Genomic DNA, 26,313 nt, shown 5'->3' with positions numbered 1-26,313 from the left:
TCAAATAACGGTAATAAAAATGTAGCAAACTGCGCAGCCATTACTTTGGCCGTTGGGTACAGATAAACTTGAAACCGAAAACCTTTGCATTGCCAACAGGCCTTCACTGCCCGGATGTCGCGGGACAGGATCAACACTTCCCGGAAAAAGCTGTAGACAGTATGGCAAAAGACATTCCCCTGTACCCCAAAGAGCTCAGCTGGCTCTCGTTCAACGCCCGGGTGCTGCAGGAGGTGGAAGACGAGAGTGTGCCCATTATTGAACGGGTTCGCTTTCTTGGCATCTTTTCCAACAACCTGGACGAATTCTACCGCGTCCGCGTGGCAGATGTCCGGCGCCTTGCCACCTTCGCCAAAGGCAGTAGCCAGAAAGAGCAGTTCTCCGAGCTGCTTGGCAATATCAATGAAAAAGTACTGCGACTGCAGGCCCGTTTTGGCAACGCCTACACCAAGGTGCTGAAAAGCCTGGGCGAGCACAATATCCATCTCATCAACGAGCGTCAGCTCACGGACAACCAGCGCGCGTATATCGAGGAATTTTTCCATCGCGAAGTGCTGCCGGAACTGGAGCCGTTTTTTATCGACGACCGGGAAACCATGCCGCTGCTGAATGAAGCGAGCATTTACTTCGGTATCTACCTGGAGCTGCAGGATGGCAGCCTGCGCTTTGCCGCGCTGGAAATTCCCACGGATATACTGCCGCGTTTTATCGCGGTGCCGCACCGGGAGAAGCGTCACGAGAAGGTGTATATCGTGCTCGACAATGTCATCCGCGCGTGTCTGGTGGACGTGTTCCGCTATGTGCTGCCGATCGAGAAGGCCGCCGCCTACACCTTCAAGATCAGCCGCGACGCGGAGCTGGAGCTGGGTGAGTATGTGACCCAGAACATCGTCGACCGGGTGGCAAAGTCCCTGAAGAAACGCAAGCAGGCGGAGCCGGTACGTCTGGTGTATGACTCCACCATGCCCGAGGCGCTGCTGGAGGCGGTCAAGAAAAAGCTCAAGATGGGGCGCTACGACAGTTACACCCCCGGTGGGCGCTACCACAACTCGAAAGACTTCATGAGCTTCCCGGCAGACAGCCGGCAGCATACCTACCGCAGTATCAAGCCGCTGCCCACCTTGCCGGACAGCGCCAATATTTTTGACTGGCTGCGGGAGCGCGATCGCCTGTGCTACTACCCGTATCACGATTTTCGGGTGATCACCAAGCTGCTGGCATCCGCCGCTATCGATCCGAAAGTGAAGGAGATTCGCATCAACCTGTACCGGGTGGCAAAAAACTCCCGGGTGGTTGCGGCACTGATCAATGCGGTGCGCAACCAGAAACAGGTCACCGCAGTGGTGGAACTGCAAGCGCGTTTTGACGAGCTGGCCAATATCCACTGGTCCAACGAGCTGAGCGATGCCGGGGTCGAGGTCATTTACGGTGTCCCCGGTCTCAAAGTGCACTGCAAACTGATATCAATCGTGCGCGAAGAGGGCGGTCGCGACCGCTATTACAGCCATTTTGGCACTGGCAACTTCAACGAGAGCACTGCGCGTCTTTATTGCGATTTCAGTCTGCTCTCCAGTGATAACAAGCTGGGTGCCGACGCCTATCGGGTGTTCGATTTCATCAAGCAGACCCACCTGCGACCGGAGTATGAGCATATCTGGGTTTCTCCCCACACCAACAGGCCTAACCTGCTGGCGGCGATCGATCGGGAAATATCCGCGGCGGTGGCGGGGAAACCGGCGGAGATTTTTATCAAGTGCAACAATCTGGTGGATTCGGAGGTGATCGAGCGCCTCTACCAGGCCGGGGACGCCGGGGTGCGGGTACGCATCATTGTGCGCAGCATGTGCGCGCTGTTGTGCCGGGCTGAAGGTGTTTCCGACAATATCCAGGTGATCAGTCTGGTGGACAAGTTTCTGGAGCATGCGCGGGTATACGCATTTCACAATGACGGGGATCCGCTGGTGTACCTGTCATCGGCAGATCTGATGACGCGCAATCTGGATCACCGGGTGGAAGTCTCTTTCCCGCTGCAGTTGCCAGAACACCGGCAAACCGTGCTGGATATTCTCGAACTGCAGTGGCAGGACAACCAGAAGGCGCGGGAGATGGATGCAGAACAGAGCAACAGCCGTATTGCCAATCGCGACAGCAAGCGCAATGTGCGTTCTCAGGATGCGATTTATCGCTACCTGAAGAAGCTGGAGGTATGAGTTGAGGATGCTCCGGTGCTGGCTATGTGGCGGTGGCGCTACCGGGGGCAGCCTTCCCAGACACGCCGTAAACCCCTCCCTGGGGGCTCTGCACCGCCATCCATGGCGGTGAAGGTCTGGCAAGGCTGCCCCCGGCATCGCCACCTTCGCAGAAATTTCATTCGCGCGAATACGGAATGTGGTTAGTTTTTGCTGAACCCCACCAGATTCCCATTCTCAAACGAAAGCCGGTAACGCTCCCCAACCTTGAGGCGATCCTTGCAACGGGATTCAATCGTGATGCGGGGAAACTGCGGCGTTACCACCCAGGTGGAAAAATCATTTTCCGGTCCACGCTTGATCAGCCAGTAGTGGTCACCGTTTTGGCACTGGCCTTTTTCCATGCAGTTGTCGTACCCCCACACGTAGGCGCGCACATCGTACTTGGCGGGAAGGTTGGTGGCGGGGCGAAACGGGTGTCGGGGGTCACTGGTAGCGTCGTAGAGGTCGCCAAAGTCCACCAGCTTGTAGCCCTTGGCTTTGACGTCGCAGCTGGCGGCGTGCAGGCTGACACCGTCGGCGGTCTCCGGCGACTTCTCGGTCTTGGGGGTCGGCTCCATTTCACTGGGCAGGTAGCCACAACCGCTCAAGGCCAGGCTCCACAGGGCCAAACCGGCGCAGATCGCGCCACAGCCGAAATACCGCACTTCCAACCTCCCTCGGTATCAAACCGCTCACCTAACTATAGCCCCTGATCCCGCCCTCGCCGCGCTAGTAAGAGGTTGGTTGTCGCGGCTGACAGGCGCGATGGGAGGGGGGTTCAGCGGAGGCGTTTTATCGGCAGGCGCGGGAAGCGCACCTTGCGGCGATAGGGGAAGGTGCTTTCTATACGGCCGGCGCGAATACGTTCCTGCAGTCGCTGCCAGTAGCGGTAGTCGTAGAGATCGCTGTGCTGATCTTCAAAGGCCTTGCGTGCCACCGGGTTGCCGGAGAAGAACAGCCGGAATTCCTCCGGGAAAACGTCGGCTTCTGCGACCGTGTACCAGGGCCTGTCTGCCAGCTCCTGCTCTGCGGTCTGGGCCTCGGGAATTTTTCGGAAATTGCACTCGGTCAGCGGACACAGCTCGTCGTAATCGTAAAACACCACGCGTCCGTGACGGGTAACACCGAAGTTTTTCAGCAGCATATCGCCGGGGAAAATATTCGCCGCCGCCAGTTGCTTGATGGCATTGCCGTACTCCTCCATCGCGGCGATGGTCTGCGGCTCATCCGCCACATCGAGATACAGGTTGAGGGGTTCCATACGCCGTTCGACATACAGGTGTTTGATAATTATCCATTTGTCGTCCACATGCAGTTTAGAAGGCGCCAGGGTCTGGAGTTCTTTTAGCAGTTCCTCACTGAAGCGATTGCGATAGAAAATGAAGTTGGTGTATTCCTGGGTGTCGGCCATGCGTCCCACACGATCGGCGCGGGATACGAACTTGTATTTTTCCTTGACGATTTCTTCGGTCACCGTTTTCGGGTTGTCGAATTTGTCCTTGATGACTTTGAACACCACCGGATAAGAGGGGAGGGTAAATACGCTCATCACCATGCCCTTGATCCCGGGGGCGATGATGAACTTGTCATTGCTCACTTTCATGTGCGCCAGAATATGGCGATAGAACTCGGTCTTGCCATGCTTGTGGAAACCGATGGAGTTATACAGCTCCGATTTTTCCTTCAGTGGCATGATCGTCGAGAGAAAGCGCACAAACCGCGAGGGAATGGGCGCATCCACCATAAAATACGAGCGGGTGAAACTGAAAATGATACTGGCGGAGTCGTTGTCGTGGATCACCGTATCGACATAGACGCTGCCGCGGCCATTGTTGAGGCAGGGCAGGATCAGTGGAATCACCTCACCGGCAAACATCAGCCGGCCCACCAGATAGGCGGCCTTGTTGCGATAGAAAACCGACTCCAGCATGTCGACCCGCAGGCGCTGCTCGTCGTCTTCATCCTCCAGCTTGCCGGCCAGCGGTCCATCCCGCAGGGCATCGCAGATATGTTCCAGGTCCCGCTCCAGATCCTCCCAGGGAATGGAGAATTCGTAGTCCGCGAGGATGTCCTCAATCATCGCTCTGAGCCCATGGCGGCCGTTATAGCTTATGTAGATGCTGTAATCCCGCAGGGGTTTTTCGTCTGGGGCGCGGGAGGATTTGACGAAGATATGACTGTCGTGAATATGGGCGTGCTGGAACTGACTACAGAACACCGAATTGAAAAAGGTTTCGGCAATTTCGTAGTTGTTGTTATTGGCAATCAACTGACTGTAAGTGGCTTTTGCCTGGCCCCAGAGTTCGAGCTGGGTGGTATCTTTGCTGGTCACCGAGTGCACCAGCTTCAGCACCTGGTTGGCCTTGACCTTGTAAAGATCGATTCGCTCCTTGTTGGTCTCGTGCACCGCCGGCCAGGCTGCGGTCTCGAAGCGCGCCTTGGCTCCCAGGGTAATATTCTGGAAATCTGCGAAGTAGGCATCAAAGCCATTGAGAATGGTTTTGGCGATACGCCGCGCGGTCGGGGAGTGGTTTGTCATGCACTAGACTCTTGAGGAATCATCTCCATTATTTTTCCGATACTAGCACGGGCCTGCGGGAGACCACTTGAACGATTGGATCAGCAGCTTTGTCTTTTTCTTTGCGGTGATTGACCCGGTAGGCACTCTGCCGGTGTTTATTGCGGTGACCAGTCGCCACAGCGACTGGCAGCGGCGCAAGATCGCGATTATTGCGGTGCTGGTTGCCACTGGCATCCTGTTTTTCTTCCTGCTGCTGGGGCAATATTTACTGGAAGCCATCGGTGTGCCGCTGTCGGCATTTCAGGTTGCGGGGGGCATCGTGCTGTTCCTGTTCGCACTGACTATGATCTTCGGCGAAGGCAAGCCGGAGCGAGAAGTGGAAATCATCCGCGAAGGACACGAGACGGCGATTTTCCCGTTAGCCGTACCTTCTATAGCATCACCGGGTGCGATGTTGGCCGCGGTGGTACTGACGGATAATCACCGTTTCGACACTATTCACCAGGCGAATACCGCCAGTGCCATGCTCGCGGTCCTGGCGATCGTGCTGCTGCTGTTATTGACCGCCAACTGGATTTACCGCTGGATTGGCAATGCCGGTGCCAGTATCGTCAGCCGGGTGATGGGGCTGATCCTGGCCTCGGTGGCGACCACCAATGTGCTGCTGGGTATTCAGCAATTTTTTATGAGTTGATCCGCAGCCCTGGTGCCAGCGTAAAATACAGCCATAAAAGTACAGCCATAAAAGTACAGCCATAAAAGTACAGCCATAAAAAACGCCGCAATAGCGGCGCTTTTTACCTCCGTTGAGCAATCATCGCTGCCGCAGCAGCATGAAGTCAGCGCAGTGTCGATCTGACAAAAATAACATTATGGCCTGCGGCCGCGCACAAGGCGCAGGATGAGCAGGATCACCGCAATGACCAGTAAAATGTGCAGAAACCCGCCCATGGTGTAAGAACTCACCAGTCCCAGTAACCAGAGCACAACCAGAATAACGATAATCGTCTCAAGCATCTGAGCTACCTCACTTCATTGCCAATTGCAGCCGCTGCCGGTGAGACGGACTCGGCTGTATTGAGGAAACGATAGTCTGCACTTTGCGCAGCCACCAAGAAAACTGTCCTACATTGCAATCGGATATAACGGTGAGGCGCGCTATCTGGAACCATTCTTAGTGCTTGCCTGAGTGCCCGAAGAGATGCTGCCATAGAGGCACAAGCGGCAATAAAGTGTAAGAAAAAACGCCCGGCAACGACCAAGTACTGTGGCGAGAAAAAGTTTCAGGACAGGAAAGAGGCCTTCACGTGTTGATCAAAGTACCCCCCAAGAGCGCGTTGCGCGAAGCACAAACCACCTCCGAATCTGCCTATGTATCCCGTCGCAGTGTGATCAAGGGCCTGGGCGCGGGTATTGGTGGCTTGCTGCTGAGTGGCAATACCGGTGCCGTGGATCTGTTTGGCGATGGCGTAGAAGGTGGCGCTAGTGAAGCGACCCCACGCAAGCCCCTGCAGTTCAGCCCTCAGCGGCCGGCACCGGATCTGGTACTGACACCGGTGGACAAGGTGACCAATCACAACAACTTCTACGAATTCGGCACCGGCAAGACCGACCCGGCCAAATACAGCCAGGGGTTCAAGACCGAACCCTGGACCCTGCGGGTGGAAGGGGAAGTGGAAAAGCCGGGCACGGTGGATGTCTGGAAGCTGATGAGCGACATCGGCCTCGAAGAACGCATCTACCGCATGCGTTGCGTTGAAGCCTGGTCCATGGTGATTCCCTGGGTGGGTTTTGAGCTGGGCAAATTCCTCCAGCGTTTCCAGCCAACCAGCCGCGCAAAATACGTCGCCTTCGAAACTGTCTATGACCCGGAGCAGATGCCCGGCCAGCGCAATCGCTATGTTGGCGGTGGGGTGCACTATCCCTACGTGGAAGGCCTGCGCATGGACGAAGCCATGCACCCGCTGACTATCCTCTCCGTCGGTCTCTATGGCAAAACCCTGCCCCCCCAGAACGGTGCGCCGATTCGCCTTGTAGTTCCGTGGAAATACGGCTTCAAGGGCATCAAGTCCATCGTCAAAATCACACTGGTGGAAAAAATGCCCCCCACCAGCTGGAACAAACTCGCCCCCAATGAATACGGCTTCTATGCCAACGTAAACCCCGATGTCGACCACCCGCGCTGGTCGCAGGCCAGCGAGCGCTTTATCGGTCCCGGTGGACTGTTTTCGGTAAAACGCCAACCAACCCTGCCGTTCAATGGCTACGGCGAGGAAGTGGCGTCGCTGTACAAAAATATGGACCTGCGGAAGTTCTACTAGTGGCTGCTATCGCGAAGAAATCCGTTGCCGTATTGCTGCAGATCGGTGTGCATCTCGGCGGGTTACTACCATTACTGTGGCTTTTTTATGCGATTAACGCCGGACATCTTGGCGGCGACCCGGTGGTGGAACTGATCCACTATCTGGGCATGGGCACCATTCGCTTGCTGCTGCTCACGCTAGTGGTTTCGCCGCTGGCGAAAGCACTGCATTTTGGTCAACTGAACCGTTTGCGCCGGCCTCTCGGGTTGTGGTGCTTTGTCTGGGCGAGCCTGCATTTCAGCACCTGGCTGGCGCTGGATCTCGGGCTCGACTGGTCGTTGATTGGTGAGGAACTGGTCAGGCGTACGTATATTCTGCTGGGATTTACCTGCTGGTTGATCCTGTTCGCACTGGCGATCACCTCGATACCGGCACTGCTCAGGAAAATGGGTAAAAACTGGAAGAAACTGCATGGCTTGCTTTATGTGGCGGTATTGCTGGCGTGCTGGCACTTTTGGTGGTCGGTGAAAAGTGGCTGGATTGAGCCGGCAATTTATCTCGGAATTGCGATTTCCTTGTTGTGCTGGAGAAAGGAATCCGTCATGCGTTGGATCAAGTCCTTACGAAGCTGGTAGTTTAGGAAGCTTTGAAGCGGGTGCAGTGGCGGTGCTTGGCCGCCACCGAGCCAGCGAAACAACCACTAAAACCAAACCATCAGCTACCCACAGCCCCACCGTCCTTGCGACGAATCGCCAAAACCGAAGGGCGTGGTGGCATAGCGGGATCGTTGTCTGGCCACCGATGGAGCGGATTATCAAAGGTCGAGTTATCCGTGTCCGCCGGGTGCTGTACCGAAACAAACAGGGTTTTGCCATCCGGAGTAAATTCCGGGCCGCAGATTTCAGCTCCCTCCGGGCAGCCAAAGAAGTGCTTCGGCGCCGCGCGCAGGTCGCCCTCGGTCGCCATCGCCCAGAGCCCATCGTGAAAGCCGAAACTCTCGCAACCATCTGTGGCAATCCACATATTGCCGTGTTGATCGAACGCTACATTGTCCGGGTTGGCAAACCAGCTGTGCTCGGACATAGTGCCCGGCAGTTGCTGACCATAAGCCCCGCGCTCCGCCGGGCTTTCCGCATTGGGATTGCCACCGAGTAAAAACGTATTCCAGCGGAAGGAATCACTCACGTGATCCCGCTCACCACTGCGCCCCGGCGGCACTATCTCAAGAACATGCCCCGCGGTATTGCGCGCGCGCGGGTTCGCCGCATTTTCATCGCCTTCCGCGCGCTTCCTGTTCTTTGTCAGCATCACATAAGTGCAGTCGTTCACCGGATTCGTTTCCACATCCTCCGGCCTGTCCATCGGTGTAGCGCCAATCAGTTTTGCCGCACGCCGGCAGTCGATCAGCACATCCGCCTGATTGCGAAAGCCGTTCTCCTCCGTCAGCGGCCCCTGACCGAACACCAGTGGCAGCCACATCCCGGCACCGCCCTCGCGGAACTGACCGGCATACAGCGTGCCTTCCGTCAGCAACTCGCGGTTGTGCCGGTTGTCGCCAGGGTGGTAAATGCCCGAAGACACAAAGCGATATACGAACTGGTGCTCATCGTCGTCACCGCCGTAGGCCACGATTGGCTGGCCGGGTTTGCTTACCAGGGTAAAACCCTCGTGCTCGAAGCGGCCGAGCGCGGTCAGCTTGCGCGGTCTGGAACCGGGGTCGTAGGGATCGTATTCCACCATCCAGCCGAAGCGATTGGGCTCATTGGGTTCTACCGCAATATCGAAGCGCAGGTCGTAGTCGCCCCAGTTGCGATTTTGCGGGGAGATACCAAAGGCGTGGTGATTGCGCGCCTCCACCTCGTCCGCCACATTGTCCGGATCGCCCTGGAATGCGCCGCCGAAGCCTTCCTCCGCAATCAGTACCGTTCCCCAGGGTGTTTTGCCGCCGGCACAGTTGCCGACGGTGCCGAAAACCCGGGCGCCGCTCGGATCTTCACTGGTCTGCAACCGCTGGTCCCCGGCGGCAGCGCCGATGATATCCATCGCAGTGGTAAGTGTTATGCGACGGTTATAGGGACTGCCCAATACCGGCTGCCAGCCTTCCGCGGTATTTTCGATTTCCACCACACTGTGGCCGCAGGCCTGCTGCTCCACCGCGATGTGTGGGTGGCTGGTGCCGCGGATCGAGCTGTCTTCGCTGTAGCCGGCGAACATCAGGTGCGGCTGGGTGTACTCGTGGTTGACGCATAGCAAGCCGCGTTCGCTATTGCGACTCTGGCAGTGTTTATCCCCCTCACCGGGGCCGGCCTCCGGGGCGAGGGGCATGAAGGCAATAAAGTCGTTGTTGTAGCCGAAGCGACGGGCCTGTTCGCCGGCGTCCAGGTTTTCCGGGTCGAAGTTGCCGGCAAACCCGTCCAGCGGATCCCCCCAGCGCATCAGCAGATCCGCGGCATAGCCGTCGGGAAGATGGTGGTGGTGATCCAGTCGGTGGGGAATTTCCGCGAATGCCAGGTTCTGCCTGCTGGCATTTTTTTTTTCAGCGCTGCAACCCGGCAGCAGACCACCGCCCGCCGTGGCTGCAGTGGCTACGCCCAGCGCTTTGATCAGGGTGCGGCGCGCCGGATTCTGCGGTGCAGCGCTCGTGGGTTGCTGGTTGTCGTTTGTCATAAATTATTCACCTGACTGCAATATTTTGCCGGGACCACCGGGGGACGCCTGTGTTTTCGGAGTCTGGGGCTGGTGCCCGATTCAAGTTGCGCCAAGATTAGCGGCGCAATATGACAAATTTAAAAAAAGCGTAACGAAATTTTCACATCTCAAGACTAGCCTGCGCCCCATCAAAATAACCGCCAGTAAATACGGGACGGGGAGCAATGACTAAAACTGCATTCACTTTCAAACTGGTAGCGCCCCTTGCGGCAGCGATTATCAGTATCAATGCCGGTGCCGAAGAGGCCGCGGTCAAATCGGACGCACTGATGGAAACCATAGTGGTTACCGGTCAGGCCGCCAACGCCCGCAGCGACATCGAGCGCCAGCGTGAATCCAACAAGGTGGTCGCGGTTCAGACCTCTGAGGCCATCGGCGAACTGCCGGATGCCAACGTCACCGAAGCTCTGCAGCGTATGGCCGGTGTATTTATCGCGCGCGACCAGGGTGAAGGCCGATTTGTCGGCGTGCGCGGTATCGACCCTAACCTCAACGCCTCCACCATCAATGGCATGAGCCTGCCGGCACCGGAAACCGACAGCCGCGCGGTGGCACTGGATGTGATTCCGTCCGACCTGCTGGCGAGCCTGGAAGTCTTCAAAACTCTGACCCCGGATATGAGCGCCGACTCCATCGGTGGCGCCATTGAGATCAAAAGCATCAATGCGCTGGATAAGGACGGCCAGACCTACAGCGTCAATATTGAAAACGGCTACAACGATCTACAGGGTGAAAACAGCCCGAAAATTTCTGGCAAATACACCAATCGCTTTGATCTGGGTGGCAGCGAGCTGGGTGTCGCAATCGCCGGCAGCCACCAGGAGCGCAAGTTCGGTTCCGAAAACATTGAAACCGACGGCGCATGGGAAATGATGGAAGCGGAAGATGGCACCGAGGCCGTCGGCGCGCCGGAAATCGAACAGCGCGATTACACCATTACCCGTGAGCGCACTGGCCTGGCCGCCAACTTCGATCTGAAAGTGTCCGACAGCAGTCAGCTTTACCTGCATACCCTGTATTCCGATTTCTCCGACGCCGAACAGCGCCAGCGTAACTCATTCAAGCTGGACAAGGGCGACCTGCAGACCATCAGCGCCAATTCCGCGACCTGGTCCGATGCCACCCTGGACAAGTCTCTGAAGGATCGCTACGAAGAGCAGGAAATCCTGTCACTGGTTGTGGGCGGTGAACACAATCTCGACGAATGGGGCATCGAATACTCCCTGGGCTACTCTCACGCGGAAGAAGCCGAGCCGCACCGCCGCGACACCGGCTTCGAGCAGAAAGACCTGGAGCTGGGTTATAGCTCCGCCGGTGAGATCCCGACCCTGGTTGCCGGCGACGCCGCGGCCATGGACGCTTCCCAGTTTGAGCTGGATGAAATCGTCATCGAAGACAACTACACCGAAGATGAGGAAATCAGCTTCCGCATCGATATCCGCCGCGATATCGAAGTGGCCGGTAACCCGTCCGAACTGAAATTCGGTCTGCACGAGCGCCGTCGTGAAAAATCCGGTGATCTGAATGCCACCGTGTACGGCGATTTCGGTGGTGATTACACGCTCGCGGACTTTGCTCTGAACGATGTGGATTACAGCCTCGCCGCCTTCGGCCCGGGCATTAGCAGAGAAAAACTCAACGCGTTCATCAACCAGAATCTGAGCAGCTTCGAAGTCGACGAAACCGAGACCGCGCTGAGCTCTGCGCGTGACTACGTGATGAACGAGGATATCTCCGCGTTTTACCTGATGAACGACATCGATTTCGGTCGCGCCAATCTGGTCTACGGTGTGCGCTACGAAACCACCGACTTCAGTGCCAAAGGCTACCGTGTGGCCGAATCTTCCGAGGTCATCCCCGGCGCCGAGGAAATTGCTGAAGATGTCTACGCCAGCGAAGTCAACTTCGATCGCAAGTACAGCAAGCTGTTCCCGAGTGTGAACTTCAAGTACGACTACACCGACAACATCGTGCTGCGCGCTGCCTACACCGAGTCCCTGTCGCGTCCATCCTTCGGCGACCTGAATCCGTCTCCGGAAGCCATCGAATACGACGAAGGCGAGCTGGAAGTGGAAGCGGGCAATCCGGCGCTGGATCCCTATGAGGCCCAGAACCTGGACTTTTCCGTGGAGTACTACGCCGACAAGCTGGGTATGTTCTCTGTGGGTGTATTCCACAAGAACATCGATAACTTCATCGTGACTGCGGATGTGTCCGGTACTGTGGATGTGTCCCAGTACGTAGGCTCTCTGGCGGTGGAAGAGGCAGAAATCTACCTGCCGATCAATGGCGACAGCGCCACCCTGACCGGTGCGGAGCTGTCCTGGACCCAGGGCTTTGACAATGGCCTGCTGCTGCGCGCCAACGCCACCTTCACTGACTCCGAAGCGAGCCTCGGCCTGGGCGCAGACGCGGAGCGCAGCGACAAGATCAGCCTGCCGTCACAAGCGGATCTGGTTGGTAACTTCATCGTCGGCTACGAGCGCGATGCCCTGAGTCTGCGTCTGTCCACCACCTTCAAAGGCGAACGCCTGCTGGAAGTGAATATGGAAGACGAAGCCGCCGACCTGTATGAAGACAACCATATGCAGGTGGACTTCTCTGCCAAGTACCGCTTCAACAACGGCCTGAAGCTGTCCTTCAGCGCGGTTAACCTGACCGATGAGCCCTTCTACACCAATAACTCCGGTTACAACGGTGTATATGAGGAGTACGGCACTTCCTACGTGCTGGGCCTGACTTACTCAAGCTTCTGAGTTTCGGGTTGACAGGCAGATGGCCCGGGCAGCAGGTGTGCCCGGGCTTTCTGCTATTTTTTTACATGGGATTCGGCGGTCATCTGTTTGACATGGTTTTGTCATCGGTGGGGCGTATTTTGGTGCCCGGCGCGGTCGAAACCGCAAATCGACTCTTTGCAAAGCGTGAGTACTATGACGCGTAAAACATTAATTTTTCCCGCGATTGCGCTGGTTCTGGCCGGTGCGCTCGGTGGCTGTGGCCCACAGATCGACAAGTCCGCAGCGACGCACAAACCCCTGACTCCTCAGAGTGCACTGGATCTCAGCAATGTGATTTCCAGCCAGCTGGCACCGCTGGTGCTGGGCGGTACCGATTACCTGTTGCTGGCCAGCGAAAAGCGCGGCCTGGTACTGGTAAACGCCGCGGGTGAGGAAAAACTGGCGCTGGATGGCGGCAAGGTCGAACGCTTTGCCTTGCAGCAGCTGGAGCAGGACCGCTGGCTGGTGGCTGTGTATGACGAAGATAGTGGTCAGCTGCAATTGCGCCTGCTGGATATGGAGCAGGGCAGCCCGCGTATCCGCTATCTCGGCGCCATGGCTACCAGTGCACCGCAGGTCGCCATGTGCTTCTCCCGCCAGGCAGAGCGCACGCACCTGTTCTCAATCGATGAAAACGGCCTCGGCCACGAGTACGTGGTGCACCCCCGCGAGCAGGCCTGGGAATTTACCGGCGTGCGCCCGCTGTATTTCGGCGAGCAGGTTTCTTCCTGTGCGGTGGACGATCACAGCGGCAAGCTGCTGGTGGCGCAGCCGCCTCTGGGGATCTGGAGTCTCAATGTCGATGCGGAAATGGATGAAGACCGCCAGGTTTTTGCTACTTCCGCAGCGCTTGGCGCCAACGAATTCGGCGGCCTGTGGCTGGACAGCAGCAGTGGCAATCTGTGGCTGACTTCTGGCGATCGGGTGCTGGCATTCAGTATCAACAATCCCGGTCAGCCGCATTTTGTTGAAACCCTGGCGGATATGGAGCCGGTGTCTGCGGCGGTACAGCAGGGCTCCCTGCTGGCGCTCGAAGAAGAGAGCGATCGCGTGCAGCAATTTGCCGTAACCCTGCCCGAGCCTGCGGCAGAAATGCAGGCCTTCCGCGGCGCGGTGGAAATCCCGCGAGTGCGCGCCAGCGCCCAGACGGCACCGGTACAGTCCGGGGGTGACGCCGCCGATGATCCGGCGATCTGGGTCAATCCGGTCAATCCGTCTGCCAGCCTGATTCTTGGCACCGACAAGAAAAGCGGTCTCAGTGTTTACAACCTGAACGGCAAACTGTTGGAGCACTTTCCGGTTGGACGTGTGAACAATGTCGACCTGCGCCCGATGAAACACGGTAAATATGTCGCGATTGCTGCCGCCAGCAACCGCACCGATCCCGGTGTCAGCCTGTTCGGTATTACCGCGGATGGCAAGGTCGAGGACCTGGGGCTGCGCAACCTGGACATGGGCGACCCCTATGGCCTGTGTGTGTACCGCCGCGGTGCGGACCTGATGACCTGGGTGTCCGACAAGGATGGCGCGGTGCATCTGCTGCAGATACTCCCCGGTGAGGGCAACGTGGACTGGCGCCTGCAACCGGTCGCGCAGCTGGCGGTGCAGAGCCAGGTGGAAGGTTGTGTGGTGGACGACGAGAAACAGATGCTGTTCTTCGGTGAAGAAGATGGTGGCATCTGGCGCCTGGATATCGCGGCCTTTCTGGCGGGTGAAGCCCGGCCGCAGTTGATAGCGCCGGTGGATGGCGAGCGCCTGGCCGCGGATGTGGAGGGCATGGGCCTCTACATTAATAATGAGGACGCTGGTGAAAACAGCTATCTGGTGGTCTCCAGTCAGGGCAATAACAGTTATGCGCTGTTCAGCCGCGACGGCAGCCAGTTTGTTGGCCACTTCCGGGTGGATATCAACCTGGACAAGAATCTGGATGGCAGCTCGGAAACCGATGGCCTGGAAGTCTCCAGCGCTTCCTTCGGTAGTCAGTACCCGCGGGGTCTGCTGGTGGTGCAGGACGGTCGCAATCGCATGCCGAGCGAAACCCAGAACTTCAAGCTGGTGTCCTGGGCAGATATTGCCGATACCCTGCAGCTGAAATAGATTCCTGGCCTGGTCCTGCCCCCCCGGGGGCGGGTTTGTCTCCGGGAAATTTATGCGAGAATCCGCCGGTATCCTTTGATCCGGCGGATTTTTTTATGCAACGCGTTTCCTCCACACTTGTTCGCGAGTTTTCATTTTCCCGCATCGCCTTTGGTCTCTGGCGCCTGACTGACTGGAATTACTCTCCCCGCGAGCGCATTGCTCTGTTCGAGCAGATGCTGGATCTCGGCGTCACTACATTTGACCTTGCGGATATTTACGGGGATTACCGCTGTGAGCAGTTCTTTGGCGAGGCGTTGAAGCTGAAACCGGAACTGCGGGCGCGTATGGAAATCGTGAGCAAGTGCAGTATTCGCCTCGCCGGTGCGGTGTCTGGTGCGCGCATCAATCACTACGACACCAGCGCGGAGCACGTGCGCAAGGCGGTGGAAACCAGTTTGCGGGATATGGGGGTGGAGCAGATGGATCTGCTGTTGCTGCACCGGCCGGATCCATTGATGGATGCGGGCACACTGGCGGCAGTACTGGAGCAACTGGTGGCTGAGGGCAAGGTAAAACACTTGGGGGTTTCCAATTTCCTGCCGCAACAGGTGGATCTGTTGCAGTCGCGACTGTCGTTGCCGTTGGTGGCGAATCAGATAGAAGTTTCCCTGTTGCACTCGCAGCCGATGTTTGACGGTCAGCTGGATCACTGCCAGCAGCACCGAATTATTCCCATGGCGTGGTCGCCATTTGCCGGTGGCCGGTTGTTTGCCGGCGAGGATATGGACTCGTCGCGGGTGCGGAATTGTTTGCGGCAGCTTTGCGAGGCACGGGGTTTGAGACCTGAAATGGGTGCTATGCAGTTGGCGTTGGCGTGGTTACTGAAACACCCGGCGCAGATGGTACCGGTATTGGGAAGTGGTAATCCGGAACGTCTGGTTGCTTGTCTTGAGGCTGTGGAATTGGAACTGGATCGGGAAGACTGGTTTGAATTGTTGCGTGCGGGGCGCGGCAGGGATGTGGATTGAGTTCCGGTTCTGGTGGTAATTTCTTTTAAGGGGGGCGTAAGGCGGTGCGGTGGTGCCGAAGCACTGCCGCTGAAAGTGCGACAAAGCTATATACATAGCTATAAACGCATCCCCCAGGTGTTACACAGCGTAAGCGTTCTCAGGCACCAGATCGTAATTCACTTCCCCAAGATCGATCTGCTCGAGAGGGGCAAGGTGCATGGGCACGCGGTAGCAGCGCAGTAGTTCGTGGTCCTGGCGGTCCATCACTTCGAGTTCGCTGCCGGCGATACTGTGTATCAGGCGCTCGAATTCAGTGACCGCTGACGCAATCAGAGCCTTGTACTCCAGCTCATCTCCCAGCTTGATAAAGCGGGCATCGCTGCCCACCTGCTCGATGCGCAGCCAGCCGGGGCCGCGCTCTGTGCCGGAAACCCCCAATACCAGCGGGCCCTGCTGGTCCTGACACAGAGGGGTCAGTTCGTGTGTCGAGGGCTCGGCCTCTACGGTGTGGCCTACCCACACCCAGCCCGACAGACCGATGCGGGTCAGGTGCCACTCGGACAACCACACCGTCTGGTCGTCATCCACGCGAAACTCGCTGTACTCACGCTGGCCGCTGCGGCTCGCCAGGTTTACGTTGGCATCCGGGTTATGTTTGCGGAAATTGTGCAGCTGCTGGGTCATCTCGTAATTCACTTCCCAGTGCTTCTCCAGTCGCCACTGCAGCGGATACTCGCCCCATTCCACCAGATATTCCTCGCGCTCGCGGATTGTCTCGGCAACACGCCAGAAGGCTCCGTCAATCAGGATACAGGTATCCCCCGGCTTGCTGCCGGGGGCAATGATGCTGTGCTCGGGGGATGCTTCGGAGGCGTTGACCACATGTTCGCTGCGACCTTCGATGGCTTCGTACCAGGGGAAGCCGTGACGCAAGGGGGGTGGAAATGCCAGGGGCGGCCGGCCGGCCAGCAGGCGGCGGAAGAGAACCGATTTTTCGATTTCCAGGTCAGACAGGGTGTAGCCTTCTTTCTGGGTGATTTGCCCCCAGGCAAAAGCCGCCCGTATTAGTTGTTTTTCTCTATCTGAAAAGATCATTGATCGGAAGTCTGGAAATTGTGCGGAACCAACGGACCGCAAACCTTATCACTGTGCGTGATGGGGCGCTATGGCTATGTGGAATTCGTCGGCAGCGGTGGCGGGGAAACTTCGGTAGACTGCGTAAGCTTATGGCGAATCTTCGGGAGAAAGTGTGAACGTAAGGATACATTTACTCGCTCTGCTTGCGGTATTGGGGAGTGGGGCGCAACTTGTGCAGGCTGAACCGGCGCGGCAGCTGCCGCTTGCTGAACCCTGTTTTATCGATGGCTGGCCTAACGCCCTGAACTGTCATCAGGTCGACGTCGCCGATGGGCCGGAGCACGAAAAAATCGCGCTTTCGGTACTGGTGGCGCCGGCGCTTGCCGGAAGCGAGAAAGAGCCGCTGTACCTGCTGGCCGGTGGTCCGGGGCAGGCAGCCAGCGATCTCGCGCGATTGCTGCACCCGTTGCAGAAAATCAATCGCGAGCGGGATATCGTTTTGGTGGACCGCCGAGGGGCCGGTCGCTCCGATGTGTTCGACTGCGGCATCAAAGCCGAGCCTCCCTCTGACCCGTCAGAGTTTTCACAATTGCTGGCGAACTGCTACGCGCAGAATCCTGAACGTCCCCAGACCCTCAACAGCCGCCAGGCGGTCAATGATCTGGAGCAGGTGAGGGTGGCTCTGGGGCACGAAAAAATTTCCCTGTGGGGCGGTTCCTGGGGAACCCGCACCGCGCTGCTGTATCAGCAGTGGCACCCGGAATCCCTGCAGAGTCTGGTGCTGGACGGGGTGGCGCCGATCGAGAGCAAGGTGTTTCTCTCCGCGCAGAAAGCCGAGGCCGCATTGCAGCAATTGCAGCGCGACTGTGCAGCGGATGCCGTTTGCGCCGGTTTTGGGGACTGGCGCGGTGATATGGACCGGTTGCTGGCCAGCTGGAGTGATATTCAGGCGAGCAATTTTCCCGATCCGTTCACCGGCCGGCGAGTAGAGCAGCCGGTTGAGGCCTGGATGCTGGCCAATGCCGTACGCGCGGCCCTGTATGACCCCGCGGCGGCGGCACAGCTGCCCTTTGCCATTCACCAGGCCAGCAGCGGCAACCTTTCGCCGCTGGCGGGGATTGTCGGGCTGTTTGCGCAGATGGAAGGCAGCATGGCGATGGGCCTGACCTTTTCTGTTGCCTGTGCCGAAGAGTTGAACCGGATTACCCCGCAGGAGATTGCGGCCGATGGTGCGAATACCTTTCTCGGCGACGGCTTTATCCGCGTGTTTGTACAGGGGTGCGCGTCCTGGTCGGTGCCGCCGCGGCCATACGCTCGCAGCGAACCCCGCGCGCATCCGGTGCTGTTGATCAGTGGCAGTGCCGATCCCATAACCCCGCCACAGTATGCGGAACAGGCGTTGGGCTACCTGCAAAATCGCCAGCATCTGATCGTAAACGGCGGTGGACATATCAATACGCCCCGCGGCTGTATTCCGGACCTGATCAGGGATTTCCTCGATACACCGGAGCAGCCGCTCGACGCCGGTTGCGTGGCGGAGATACGCCGGCCGCCGTTTATGGCGGCGGCCTACGGGCCGGCGCTGGCGGTGCCGACATTGATGGCGCAAGGCGGTGATCATCCTGATGGGGAGCATCAAGTGGCTGATAAAGACAGCGCCGGGAAACAGCTGGCCGACAAAGGAGATGCTGCCCAGTGATTCGTGTGGAAAATATTCGTAAATCCTTTGCCGGCAAGCCGGTATTGCAGGATCTGAGTTTTGACGTTCCGGACGGTCGCATCACCGCACTGCTCGGTGCCAACGGCGCGGGTAAAACCAGTTGTCTGCGCATCGTCTGCGGGCTGCTGCGGGCGGAATCCGGGCGCGTGTTGGTGGGCGGTGTCGACCCGGCCCGGGATCCTCGGGGTGCGCGGCGACAACTGGGCGTGGTGGGAGACCGCGAGGGGCTGTATGAACGCCTGACCGTGGCTGAATATTTGAAAATCTTTGCGCAGATGCAGGGGCTTGTAGGGGCGGAACTGAACACGGCGCTGGAGGCCGTGTGTGCCGAGCTGGAACTGGAGTCCCTGTGGCAGCGCCGTGTGGCAGGTTTTTCCCAGGGCGAACGGATGAAGGTATCCCTCGCCCGGGCTCTGGTGCATCGTCCCCAACACCTGATTCTGGATGAGCCCACCCGGGGGCTGGATGTGCTGGCCGTGCGCCTGTTGCGCAAAACCCTGCTGCGTCTGCGAGCCGCCGGAACCGCTATCGTGTTTTCCAGTCATGTCATGCCGGAGGTGGCGGAACTGTCAGACGCCATTCTGGTGATGTCTGCCGGTCGCATTGTCGGACGTGGTACTCCCGCGGAGCTGGCGCAGCAGAGCGGGTGTGACACTCTCGAAGACAGTTTTGTTGCGCTGGCGTATGGCCAGAGTCCCGTGCAGCCACAGGGGGTGCCAGCATGAGTCGTGTCAGGGAAAAAGGCCGGTGGATCGCCGAGCTGGGACTGATTGTGCCGCTGTTGCGCAAAGAATTCCTGGAAGCCTGGCGCGACCGTCGCGCGCTGATTATGGCGGTGAGCTTTGCGCTGCTGTTTCCAGTGATGATGGCCGGCGGTGCAACCTTCATGATCAAGAAGCAGATCGAAGAAACCTCCAGGGTTGCGATTCTCGGCGGGGAGCGCGCGCCGCTGCTGCTGGAACGACTGCGTGGGCCGGGCCTGGAAGTAGAGCGCCTGGAAGCGGGGGAGCCCCGCGAGTTGCTGGCGCAGGGCTATCACCTGGTGCTGTCCGTCAGCGAGGGCTTTGTCGAGCGCTATCAGGAATTCCGTGCACCGCAGCTGTACCTGTATCTGGATAGTTCGAGCAGAGAGGCCGGTCGCGCTCAGCGCCAGGTGCAGGAACGGCTTGCCGCGCTGCAGCAGATGGTGGTGACACAGCGCCTGGTCGCACGGGGCGTGGGAGCGGGGTTGCTGGCACCCTGGCAGCTGGAAGTGCGAGATGTGAGCACTCCTTCGAGCCGCGGCGCCTTGTTACTGGCGATGGTGCCAGGGCTGCTGGTGTTGACGCTATTCGTGGCCAGCCTGGCTACATCCGTGGATACTTCCGCGGGCGAGCGCGAGCGCCTGAGCATGGAAACCCTGCTGCTGCAGCCACTGCCGCCATGGCAGATTATTACCGCCAAAATGTTTGCGGTGGCGAGCCTCGGCTGGATCGGATCCGTGCTGGCGATCGGCGCACTGGTACTGTTGATGCCCACCATGCCGCTGGCAGAGCTCGGCATCAAGCAGGACACTACTCCGGTCGGTGTGTTGAGTATGGGATTGCTGTTGTTGCCACTGGCATTGCTGGTGGCGGTGCTGCAGATATTGCTGGCACTGCGCTCCAGGTCATTCAAGGATGCGCAAACCCAACTGAGTATTTTCCAGATAGCGCCGCTGCTTCTGTTAATGGCACTGGACATGGCGCAGGTCAGTCTCACAGGAAGCTGGCAATTGTTGCCCCTGGTCGGTCATCAGCAGTGGCTCAAGGCACTGTTGATCGGTGATTCGGTGTCACCTCTGTGGGCACTGGCCGGGTCTGCCATCACCCTGGTGCTGGTGGTTGCGGCGGTAGTAACCGGTGCGCGCGCGCTGCGCCGGGAAAGTTTGTTGTCCGCCGGATAAGCGGCAGGAATAAGCGAGTAGATTTTGACAATGTCGGATTACGAGGGCGAAGGGCTGCTCACCATTGATCTGGGTGCCATTGCTGAGAATTACACGCGTATGCGCGCGCGCCTGAAAAATGGCAGCGAGTGCGGCGCAGTGGTGAAGGCCGATGCCTATGGCCTCGGTGCTGCCAAGGTGGCGCCGGTTCTGTACCGGGTCGGTTGCCGGACTTTTTTTGCCGCGACCCGGCAAGAGGGTGAGCAGCTGCGCGCCCTCTTGCCGGAAGACGTGCGTATTTTCCTGCTTACCGGGGTGCGCAGGGGCTGTGAGCGCGCCTGTGCCGAAGCGGGCTTGATTCCCGTTCTGGTGACTCCCGCGCAGGTGCAGCGGTGGATTGAAGCCACCGGGGAACTCGACGGCGGCGGTCTGGCTGCCCCCTCGGCACTCAAGCTGGACTCGGGAATGACGCGCCTGGGGATGGGGACAGAGGAGCTCGCGGAATTGCTGGCGCAACCAGCGTTGCTACAGCGAGCGAACCTGCAACTGGTGCTCAGTCACCTGGCCTGTGCCGATGAAAATGGACATGCACAGAATGATGCCCAGCTCGCCACATTTACTGGTGCACTGGCCCAGTTGCGCCGGATATGTCCGCAGTTACCGGCTAGTTTTGCCAATTCATCCGCTATCTGTCTTGGTGAAGCCTATCATTTTGACCTGGTACGTCCAGGGTGCGCACTCTACGGAGTGAACCCGACCCCCAGCGAGCCCAACCCGATGCGGCCTGTGGTGAGCCTGCGGCTGCCGGTACTGCAATTGCGCCGGGTTTCCCATGACAGCGCAGTCGGTTACGGCGCGACGCAATTCGCCGCGGCGGGTAGCTGGCTGGCGGTGGTGAGAGGGGGCTATGCGGACGGTATACTGCGCGCCCAGAGCGGCCGCGGTTGCGGTGTGGCACTGGCCGGCGATGAGCGGGTTGTGGTGCCGATGATGGGGCGTGTCTCCATGGATACGACGGTGTTTGATATTTCCGCGCTCAGCGAGGCCCAGCGCGCGCGCCTGGAGGTGATCGAGTTGCTGGGTGATTCGGTGACGGTGGACGATATGGGTGCCGCCGCCGGCACCATCGGCTATGAAATTCTCACTTCACTCGGGCGCCGTTACAGCCGGCGCTACCTTTGACCTCTTGCAGAATCGTTTACTCGGAGTTCGCTTAACTTGGCCACGCGCAAATCCTACGAACAAGTCCCCGCAGCGGCAGCTGCTGTCGCTGTGGAAGCGTTACGGCCGCTGTTGCTGCTGCTGGCTGATGGCGAAGTGCATTCAGGGGAGACGCTCGGCGAGCTGCTCGGGGTCAGTCGCGCAGCGGTATGGAAACAATTGCACAAGCTGGAACCCCTGGGGTTGGAAGTTGAATCCGTAAAAGGACGCGGCTATCGGCTCAGGGGTGGACTCGATCTTTTGGAATCCGGCGAAATTACCCGGCAATTGGGCGGCGAGGCATCGGGTCTGATGGCGGACCTGCAGATATTCGATCAGCTGGATTCCACCAATGCCCGCGTTCTTTCCAACCTCGAGGACGGTGGTGGGCATGGTCTGGTGGTCCTGGCGGAACAGCAGACTGCCGGGCGCGGTCGTCGCGGCCGCAGCTGGGCGAGCCCTTTCGCTTCTGGTATCAGTATTTCCATCGGCTGGCGCTTCAGTGGCGGTGTCCAGCTGCTCGAGGGGCTCAGCCTCGCGGTGGGGGTGGCTGTAGCGCGTGCGTTGGCGCGCTTCGAAGTCCCCGATGTGCGCCTGAAGTGGCCCAATGATGTCTGGTGTCGCGGGCGCAAGCTGGCAGGTGTGCTGCTGGAATTGAGTGGTGACTTGACAGACCGCTGCGCTGTGGTCATTGGTATCGGCCTGAATATGCGCCTGCCGGCGGCCGCTGCGGACGCCATTGATCAACCGTGGATTGATCTTGCCGCCGTGCGCCCGGGTATTTCCCGCAATGCGCTGGTGGCGGCGATGCTGGACGAGTTGCTGCCGCTGTTGGCGGCCTACCCCGGGGGCGGATTTGCCGACTGGCGGGAGTCCTGGTTGGCGCTGGACCAGTTTGCCGGCGCCGAGGTGTGTGTTCACTCGGGACAGCAGCGCTGGTGTGGTATTGGTCGCGGTGTAGATCGCAGCGGCGCACTGCTGCTGGACGTCGATGGCGAGCGCCGCAGTTTCCATGGCGGCGAGGTATCTCTGCGTCCGGCAGGCAGCGATGGTCAGTGACGTGGAGCGGGATATGCCGGCAATTCTAGAACTGGACCAGGGCAACACCCGCTGTAAATGGCGCTTGCTGGCGCCTTCAAAGGATCGCTCGGGAGGGTTTTCTGTCGTCGAGCGCGGGGCCCTCGCCCGTGGACCCTGGTGGGAAAGAGATGTCTTGCCCGCGGCCTGGTTTCTTCATCCGCAGCCGAGAGTGCGGGTGGCCAATGTGGCGGGCAGTGAGGTGGAGCGGAAGATTTCCACCTGTTTGCGTCAGCAACTGTGTGCAGATGTGGAGTTTGCACGGGTAACCGCCGAGTGTGCCGGCGTACACTGCGCCTACGAGGAGGTACATCGACTCGGGGTGGATCGCTGGCTGGCCGTTGTCGCCGTCCACCATCGCGATCCTGGTCCGGCATTGGTGGTGGACTGCGGCAGTGCCGTGACTCTGGATCTGCTCGGCGGCGACGGCCGGCATCTGGGCGGTTACATCGTTCCGGGGTTGGGGTTGATGCGCCGCGCGCTCTACAGCGATACCGATGCAGTGAAGGTCGAGTCTGCATTCGCTGAGCGGATGTCGCTGGCGCCCGGTGAAAACACCGCGGATGCGGTCAATCGGGGGTTGCCGATGATGGTACTCGGTGCCATCGAGCGCGCTTACGACTATCTCGCACACCAATGTGTGCTCACCGGGTTGCCCACACCGAGGTTGTGGATGACCGGCGGCGATGGCGCGCTGATGGCATCCCTGTGTGACCGTCCGAGCCAGTTAGTCGAAGATCTGGTCATGGAGGGGTTGGCATTCACCAATCCCTGAAAATATTTTGTGCGGCTGAAATAAATGCGGCTGAAAGAGGAAGGTATTGAACCTTATGCGTTGGATCTTTCTTTTCCTGGTGGTGGCCAATCTCGCCCTGCTTGGATGGTTTCTGACTTCCGGGCGCAATCCCGCGGTGGTCTCTGCGCCGGCAATCGATGACGACAGGGTGCCTGGTATCACTCTCGTCGGTGAAGCTGGGCCAGGACAGTTGGCCCCCGCGAAAGCCAAAAATAGCCGTGGGAGGAGCGGGGAAGCCCCGGTTGTGGAGGAGAAGCCGGGTGATGGCGCGGAGGATAAACGCCCGGCCGGTGGTCTGTGCACGATGGTCGGTCCGTTTGCTGAGGGATATCAGGGGGAGGATGTCGCCCAGCGTCTGCAGGCGCTGGATGTCGAAGCTGCCTTGCGGGAAATCGAAATGCAGGGACAGATGCGCTACTGGGTGTACCTGGCTCCGTTGAACTCCTCCCAGGAGGCGTTCAGGAAATTGCGTGAGTTGCAGGCTGCGGGCGTCGACAGTTACGTGATTCCCAAGGGCTCGCTGGAAAATGGAATCTCTTTCGGCATCTTTTCTGAAATGGACCGGGCCAAGGCGATGACTGCGGATCTCCAGCAGCGCGGCTTTGCCGCTGAGTATCGCGAGGAGCCGCAGACGTATCTAGAACGTTGGGTCGTTGTGGAGGGTGGTGGTGAGCGCCAGATTGCCGACGCATTCTGGCAGCAATTACAGTTGGATTACCCGGATATTGGTCGCCGCCAGAACCTGTGCAGCGAAATTCGCGCAACGGAAAATCCGTAAAATCCGAAATCCAGTATGGAGGTGAAGAAAAACGACAATAGGCTGTTGCTTGTCGAGTTCTCTTCCCCTAGAATCCCGCCTCCACTTCAGGGGGTGTTAACAACCCGGAAGTGGCGGGAGCTGAAAAAGTTTCTGGAGGTGCTGGCGTAGCTCAGTTGGTAGAGCAGCTGACTTGTAATCAGCCGGTCGGGGGTTCGACTCCTCTCGCCAGCTCCATTTCTTTCTCGCTTCACTGCTTGGTCAAGAAAATCTGCTAAGTGTGTGAATTTGAAAGAAAAATTGTTGACAGTCAGCGGTTTGCTGTAGAGAATACGCACCGCAATCGGGCAGGGGTTCCCGAGTGGCCAAAGGGATCAGACTGTAAATCTGACGCGCAAGCTTCGGTGGTTCGAATCCACCCCCCTGCACCATTATTCAGATGCCGGTGTGCTGGCATCGAAAGTAGAAGAGGTTGTTTGGTCTTCTGCTTGGAGGTAACGCACGCGATTGCGCGGGCATAGTTCAATGGTAGAACCTCAGCCTTCCAAGCTGATGATGCGGGTTCGATTCCCGCTGCCCGCTCCATTTTTTGTGCGGAGCCTGGTCGGTTAGGTTTGATTGTTAAGTCACTCGCAAGAGTGCATATGCAGGCAGCCCCGCTTGCAGTCGGTAGTTCGCTATCGATGTCGGAGTAAGCTCATGTAGCTCAGGGGTAGAGCACACCCTTGGTAAGGGTGAGGTCGGCGGTTCAAATCCGCCCATGAGCTCCATTTTTCGTGGCCGCGGTGACCTGTGTCTCCGCGGCTATTTGTATCTGGCTTTTTTGCCGTTAGGCGGGCCTGGGTACGATGGCTCCCGAGCCGCCTCTTGTTTGTGAGTGTGCGGGAGCCGTTCTTACGTAAAGTCGCTAGTTCGGCTCACGCTTATATTGGGAGGCCTGCAATGGCAAAAGAAAAGTTTGAACGTTCCAAGCCCCACGTAAACGTGGGCACCATCGGTCACGTTGACCACGGTAAAACCACCCTGACCGCTGCGCTGACTCGCGTATGTGCGGAAGTATGGGGCGGCTCCGCTGTTGCCTTTGACGGTATCGACAATGCACCGGAAGAGCGTGAGCGCGGTATCACCATCTCTACCTCTCACGTAGAGTACGAGTCCCCGACTCGCCACTACGCGCACGTAGACTGCCCGGGACACGCCGACTACGTTAAGAACATGATCACCGGTGCTGCCCAGATGGACGGCGCTATCCTGGTATGTTCCGCAGCAGACGGCCCCATGCCGCAGACTCGTGAGCACATCCTGCTGTCCCGTCAGGTAGGTGTACCGTACATCGTGGTATTCCTGAACAAAGCCGACATGGTTGACGACGAAGAGCTGCTGGAACTGGTAGAAATGGAAGTTCGCGAACTTCTGGACCAGTACGAGTTCCCGGGTGACGACACCCCGATCATCGTTGGTTCTGCTCTGATGGCGCTGAACGGCGAAGACGACAACGAGCTGGGTACCACTGCTGTTAAGAAGCTGGTTGAGACTCTGGATTCTTACATTCCTGAGCCGGAGCGCGCTATCGACAAGCCGTTCCTGATGCCGATCGAAGACGTATTCTCCATCTCTGGTCGCGGTACCGTAGTAACCGGCCGTGTAGAGCGTGGTATCGTCAAGACTGGTGACGAAATCCAGATCGTTGGTATCAAAGAAACCACCACCACCACCTGTACCGGTGTGGAAATGTTCCGCAAGCTGCTGGACGAAGGCCGTGCTGGTGAGAACATCGGCGCCCTGCTGCGCGGCACCAAGCGTGACGAAGTAGAGCGTGGTCAGGTACTGGCCAAGCCGGGTTCCATCACTCCGCACACCAAGTTCGAAGCGGAAGTGTACGTACTGTCCAAGGACGAAGGTGGTCGTCACACCCCGTTCTTCAAAGGCTACCGTCCTCAGTTCTACTTCCGTACCACCGACGTAACGGGTGCGTGTGAACTGCCGGAAGGTACCGAGATGGTAATGCCGGGCGACAACGTACAGATGGTTGTTACCCTGATCGCGCCGATCGCGATGGAAGAAGGTCTGCGCTTCGCGATTCGCGAAGGTGGCCGTACCGTTGGTGCTGGCGTGGTAGCCAAGATCGTCGAGTAATCGATGTATCGAGTGCG

At 58.6% G+C, this 26,313-nt stretch carries 20 protein-coding genes and 4 tRNA genes; 19 read left to right on the top strand and 5 right to left on the bottom strand.

Features of this window, described 5'->3' with window-relative positions:
• Positions 1–161 precede the first annotated feature (161 nt).
• A complete protein-coding gene (ppk1, locus tag PVT68_RS08440) occupies positions 162–2,210 on the top strand; it encodes a polyphosphate kinase 1 (RefSeq protein WP_280322288.1) in 2,049 nt (682 codons plus the stop codon).
• A 182-nt stretch (positions 2,211–2,392) separates the two neighbouring features.
• Here ppk1 and PVT68_RS08435 read toward each other — a convergent pair whose 3' ends face one another.
• Together PVT68_RS08435 and aceK are read right to left on the bottom strand one after the other, a co-directional pair.
• Positions 2,393–2,896: a hypothetical protein gene (locus PVT68_RS08435; RefSeq protein WP_280322287.1), complete on the bottom strand. Its 504-nt coding sequence runs from the start codon at positions 2,894–2,896 to the stop codon at positions 2,393–2,395.
• Between the two features lie 113 nt (positions 2,897–3,009).
• Positions 3,010–4,770, bottom strand: a complete 1,761-nt coding sequence (aceK, locus tag PVT68_RS08430) for a bifunctional isocitrate dehydrogenase kinase/phosphatase (RefSeq protein ID WP_280322286.1) — start codon at positions 4,768–4,770, stop codon at positions 3,010–3,012.
• Positions 4,771–4,837: 67 nt separating this feature from the next.
• Between aceK and PVT68_RS08425 the strand changes: the two genes are divergently transcribed.
• Entirely contained in the window at positions 4,838–5,446 is a 609-nt protein-coding gene (locus PVT68_RS08425; protein ID WP_280322285.1) for a MarC family protein, read from the top strand.
• 176 nt (positions 5,447–5,622) lie between these two features.
• Here the strand turns inward: PVT68_RS08425 and PVT68_RS08420 are convergent, their stop codons facing one another.
• Complete coding sequence (locus tag PVT68_RS08420; protein WP_280322284.1) at positions 5,623–5,769, bottom strand: lmo0937 family membrane protein; 147 nt, start codon at positions 5,767–5,769, stop codon at positions 5,623–5,625.
• A 290-nt stretch (positions 5,770–6,059) separates the two neighbouring features.
• Here PVT68_RS08420 and msrP point away from each other — a divergent pair, with 290 nt between their 5' ends.
• Both msrP and PVT68_RS08410 read left to right on the top strand, forming a co-directional pair.
• On the top strand, positions 6,060–7,073 hold the full coding sequence (msrP, locus tag PVT68_RS08415; protein ID WP_280322283.1) for a protein-methionine-sulfoxide reductase catalytic subunit MsrP: 1,014 nt from the start codon (positions 6,060–6,062) through the stop codon (positions 7,071–7,073).
• Positions 7,073–7,690, top strand: a complete 618-nt coding sequence (locus PVT68_RS08410) for a protein-methionine-sulfoxide reductase heme-binding subunit MsrQ (protein WP_280322282.1) — start codon at positions 7,073–7,075, stop codon at positions 7,688–7,690. The genes msrP and PVT68_RS08410 overlap by 1 nt, the downstream gene beginning before the upstream one ends.
• 79 nt (positions 7,691–7,769) lie before the next feature.
• Here PVT68_RS08410 and PVT68_RS08405 read toward each other — a convergent pair whose 3' ends face one another.
• On the bottom strand, positions 7,770–9,722 hold the full coding sequence (locus PVT68_RS08405) for a PhoX family protein (RefSeq protein ID WP_280322281.1): 1,953 nt from the start codon (positions 9,720–9,722) through the stop codon (positions 7,770–7,772).
• Between the two features lie 206 nt (positions 9,723–9,928).
• Between PVT68_RS08405 and PVT68_RS08400 the strand changes: the two genes are divergently transcribed.
• The 3 genes from PVT68_RS08400 to PVT68_RS08390 all read left to right on the top strand — a co-directional run bounded on the left by PVT68_RS08400 (position 9,929) and on the right by PVT68_RS08390 (position 15,648).
• On the top strand, positions 9,929–12,520 hold the full coding sequence (locus tag PVT68_RS08400; RefSeq protein WP_280322280.1) for a TonB-dependent receptor: 2,592 nt from the start codon (positions 9,929–9,931) through the stop codon (positions 12,518–12,520).
• 174 nt (positions 12,521–12,694) lie between these two features.
• Complete coding sequence (locus tag PVT68_RS08395) at positions 12,695–14,638, top strand: phytase (RefSeq protein ID WP_280322279.1); 1,944 nt, start codon at positions 12,695–12,697, stop codon at positions 14,636–14,638.
• Positions 14,639–14,733: 95 nt separating this feature from the next.
• A complete protein-coding gene (locus PVT68_RS08390; protein WP_280322278.1) occupies positions 14,734–15,648 on the top strand; it encodes an aldo/keto reductase in 915 nt (304 codons plus the stop codon).
• 120 nt (positions 15,649–15,768) lie between these two features.
• Here the strand turns inward: PVT68_RS08390 and PVT68_RS08385 are convergent, their stop codons facing one another.
• A complete protein-coding gene (locus tag PVT68_RS08385) occupies positions 15,769–16,725 on the bottom strand; it encodes a hypothetical protein (RefSeq protein ID WP_280322276.1) in 957 nt (318 codons plus the stop codon).
• 154 nt (positions 16,726–16,879) lie between these two features.
• Between PVT68_RS08385 and PVT68_RS08380 the strand changes: the two genes are divergently transcribed.
• The 12 genes from PVT68_RS08380 to tuf all read left to right on the top strand — a co-directional run bounded on the left by PVT68_RS08380 (position 16,880) and on the right by tuf (position 26,296).
• Complete coding sequence (locus PVT68_RS08380; RefSeq protein WP_280322274.1) at positions 16,880–18,406, top strand: alpha/beta hydrolase; 1,527 nt, start codon at positions 16,880–16,882, stop codon at positions 18,404–18,406.
• On the top strand, positions 18,403–19,152 hold the full coding sequence (locus tag PVT68_RS08375) for an ABC transporter ATP-binding protein (RefSeq protein ID WP_280322273.1): 750 nt from the start codon (positions 18,403–18,405) through the stop codon (positions 19,150–19,152). The genes PVT68_RS08380 and PVT68_RS08375 overlap by 4 nt, the downstream gene beginning before the upstream one ends.
• Positions 19,149–20,351 (top strand): ABC transporter permease, encoded by a 1,203-nt coding sequence (locus PVT68_RS08370; protein ID WP_280322272.1) that lies wholly within the window; start codon positions 19,149–19,151, stop codon positions 20,349–20,351. Before PVT68_RS08375 ends, PVT68_RS08370 begins: the two co-directional genes overlap by 4 nt.
• Positions 20,352–20,381: 30 nt before the next feature.
• Positions 20,382–21,512 (top strand): alanine racemase, encoded by a 1,131-nt coding sequence (gene alr / locus PVT68_RS08365; RefSeq protein WP_280322271.1) that lies wholly within the window; start codon positions 20,382–20,384, stop codon positions 21,510–21,512.
• A gap of 36 nt (positions 21,513–21,548) precedes the next feature.
• Positions 21,549–22,589, top strand: coding sequence for a bifunctional biotin--[acetyl-CoA-carboxylase] ligase/biotin operon repressor BirA (birA, locus tag PVT68_RS08360; RefSeq protein ID WP_280322270.1), 1,041 nt, complete (start codon positions 21,549–21,551; stop codon positions 22,587–22,589).
• Entirely contained in the window at positions 22,579–23,382 is an 804-nt protein-coding gene (locus tag PVT68_RS08355; RefSeq protein WP_280322269.1) for a type III pantothenate kinase, read from the top strand. Before birA ends, PVT68_RS08355 begins: the two co-directional genes overlap by 11 nt.
• A gap of 55 nt (positions 23,383–23,437) precedes the next feature.
• A complete protein-coding gene (locus tag PVT68_RS08350) occupies positions 23,438–24,181 on the top strand; it encodes an SPOR domain-containing protein (RefSeq protein ID WP_280322268.1) in 744 nt (247 codons plus the stop codon).
• Between the two features lie 140 nt (positions 24,182–24,321).
• Positions 24,322–24,397 (top strand) — tRNA-Thr (locus PVT68_RS08345).
• A 110-nt stretch (positions 24,398–24,507) separates the two neighbouring features.
• A tRNA-Tyr gene (locus PVT68_RS08340) sits at positions 24,508–24,591 on the top strand.
• An 80-nt stretch (positions 24,592–24,671) separates the two neighbouring features.
• A tRNA-Gly gene (locus PVT68_RS08335) sits at positions 24,672–24,745 on the top strand.
• A gap of 110 nt (positions 24,746–24,855) precedes the next feature.
• A tRNA-Thr gene (locus PVT68_RS08330) sits at positions 24,856–24,930 on the top strand.
• A 172-nt stretch (positions 24,931–25,102) separates the two neighbouring features.
• Positions 25,103–26,296 (top strand): elongation factor Tu, encoded by a 1,194-nt coding sequence (gene tuf / locus PVT68_RS08325; RefSeq protein ID WP_280322258.1) that lies wholly within the window; start codon positions 25,103–25,105, stop codon positions 26,294–26,296.
• Positions 26,297–26,313: the final 17 nt, after the last annotated feature.

The organism is Microbulbifer bruguierae (assembly GCF_029869925.1).
GTDB lineage: Bacteria > Pseudomonadota > Gammaproteobacteria > Pseudomonadales > Cellvibrionaceae > Microbulbifer > Microbulbifer bruguierae.
This window is presented reverse-complemented; position numbering and strand designations above follow the sequence as displayed.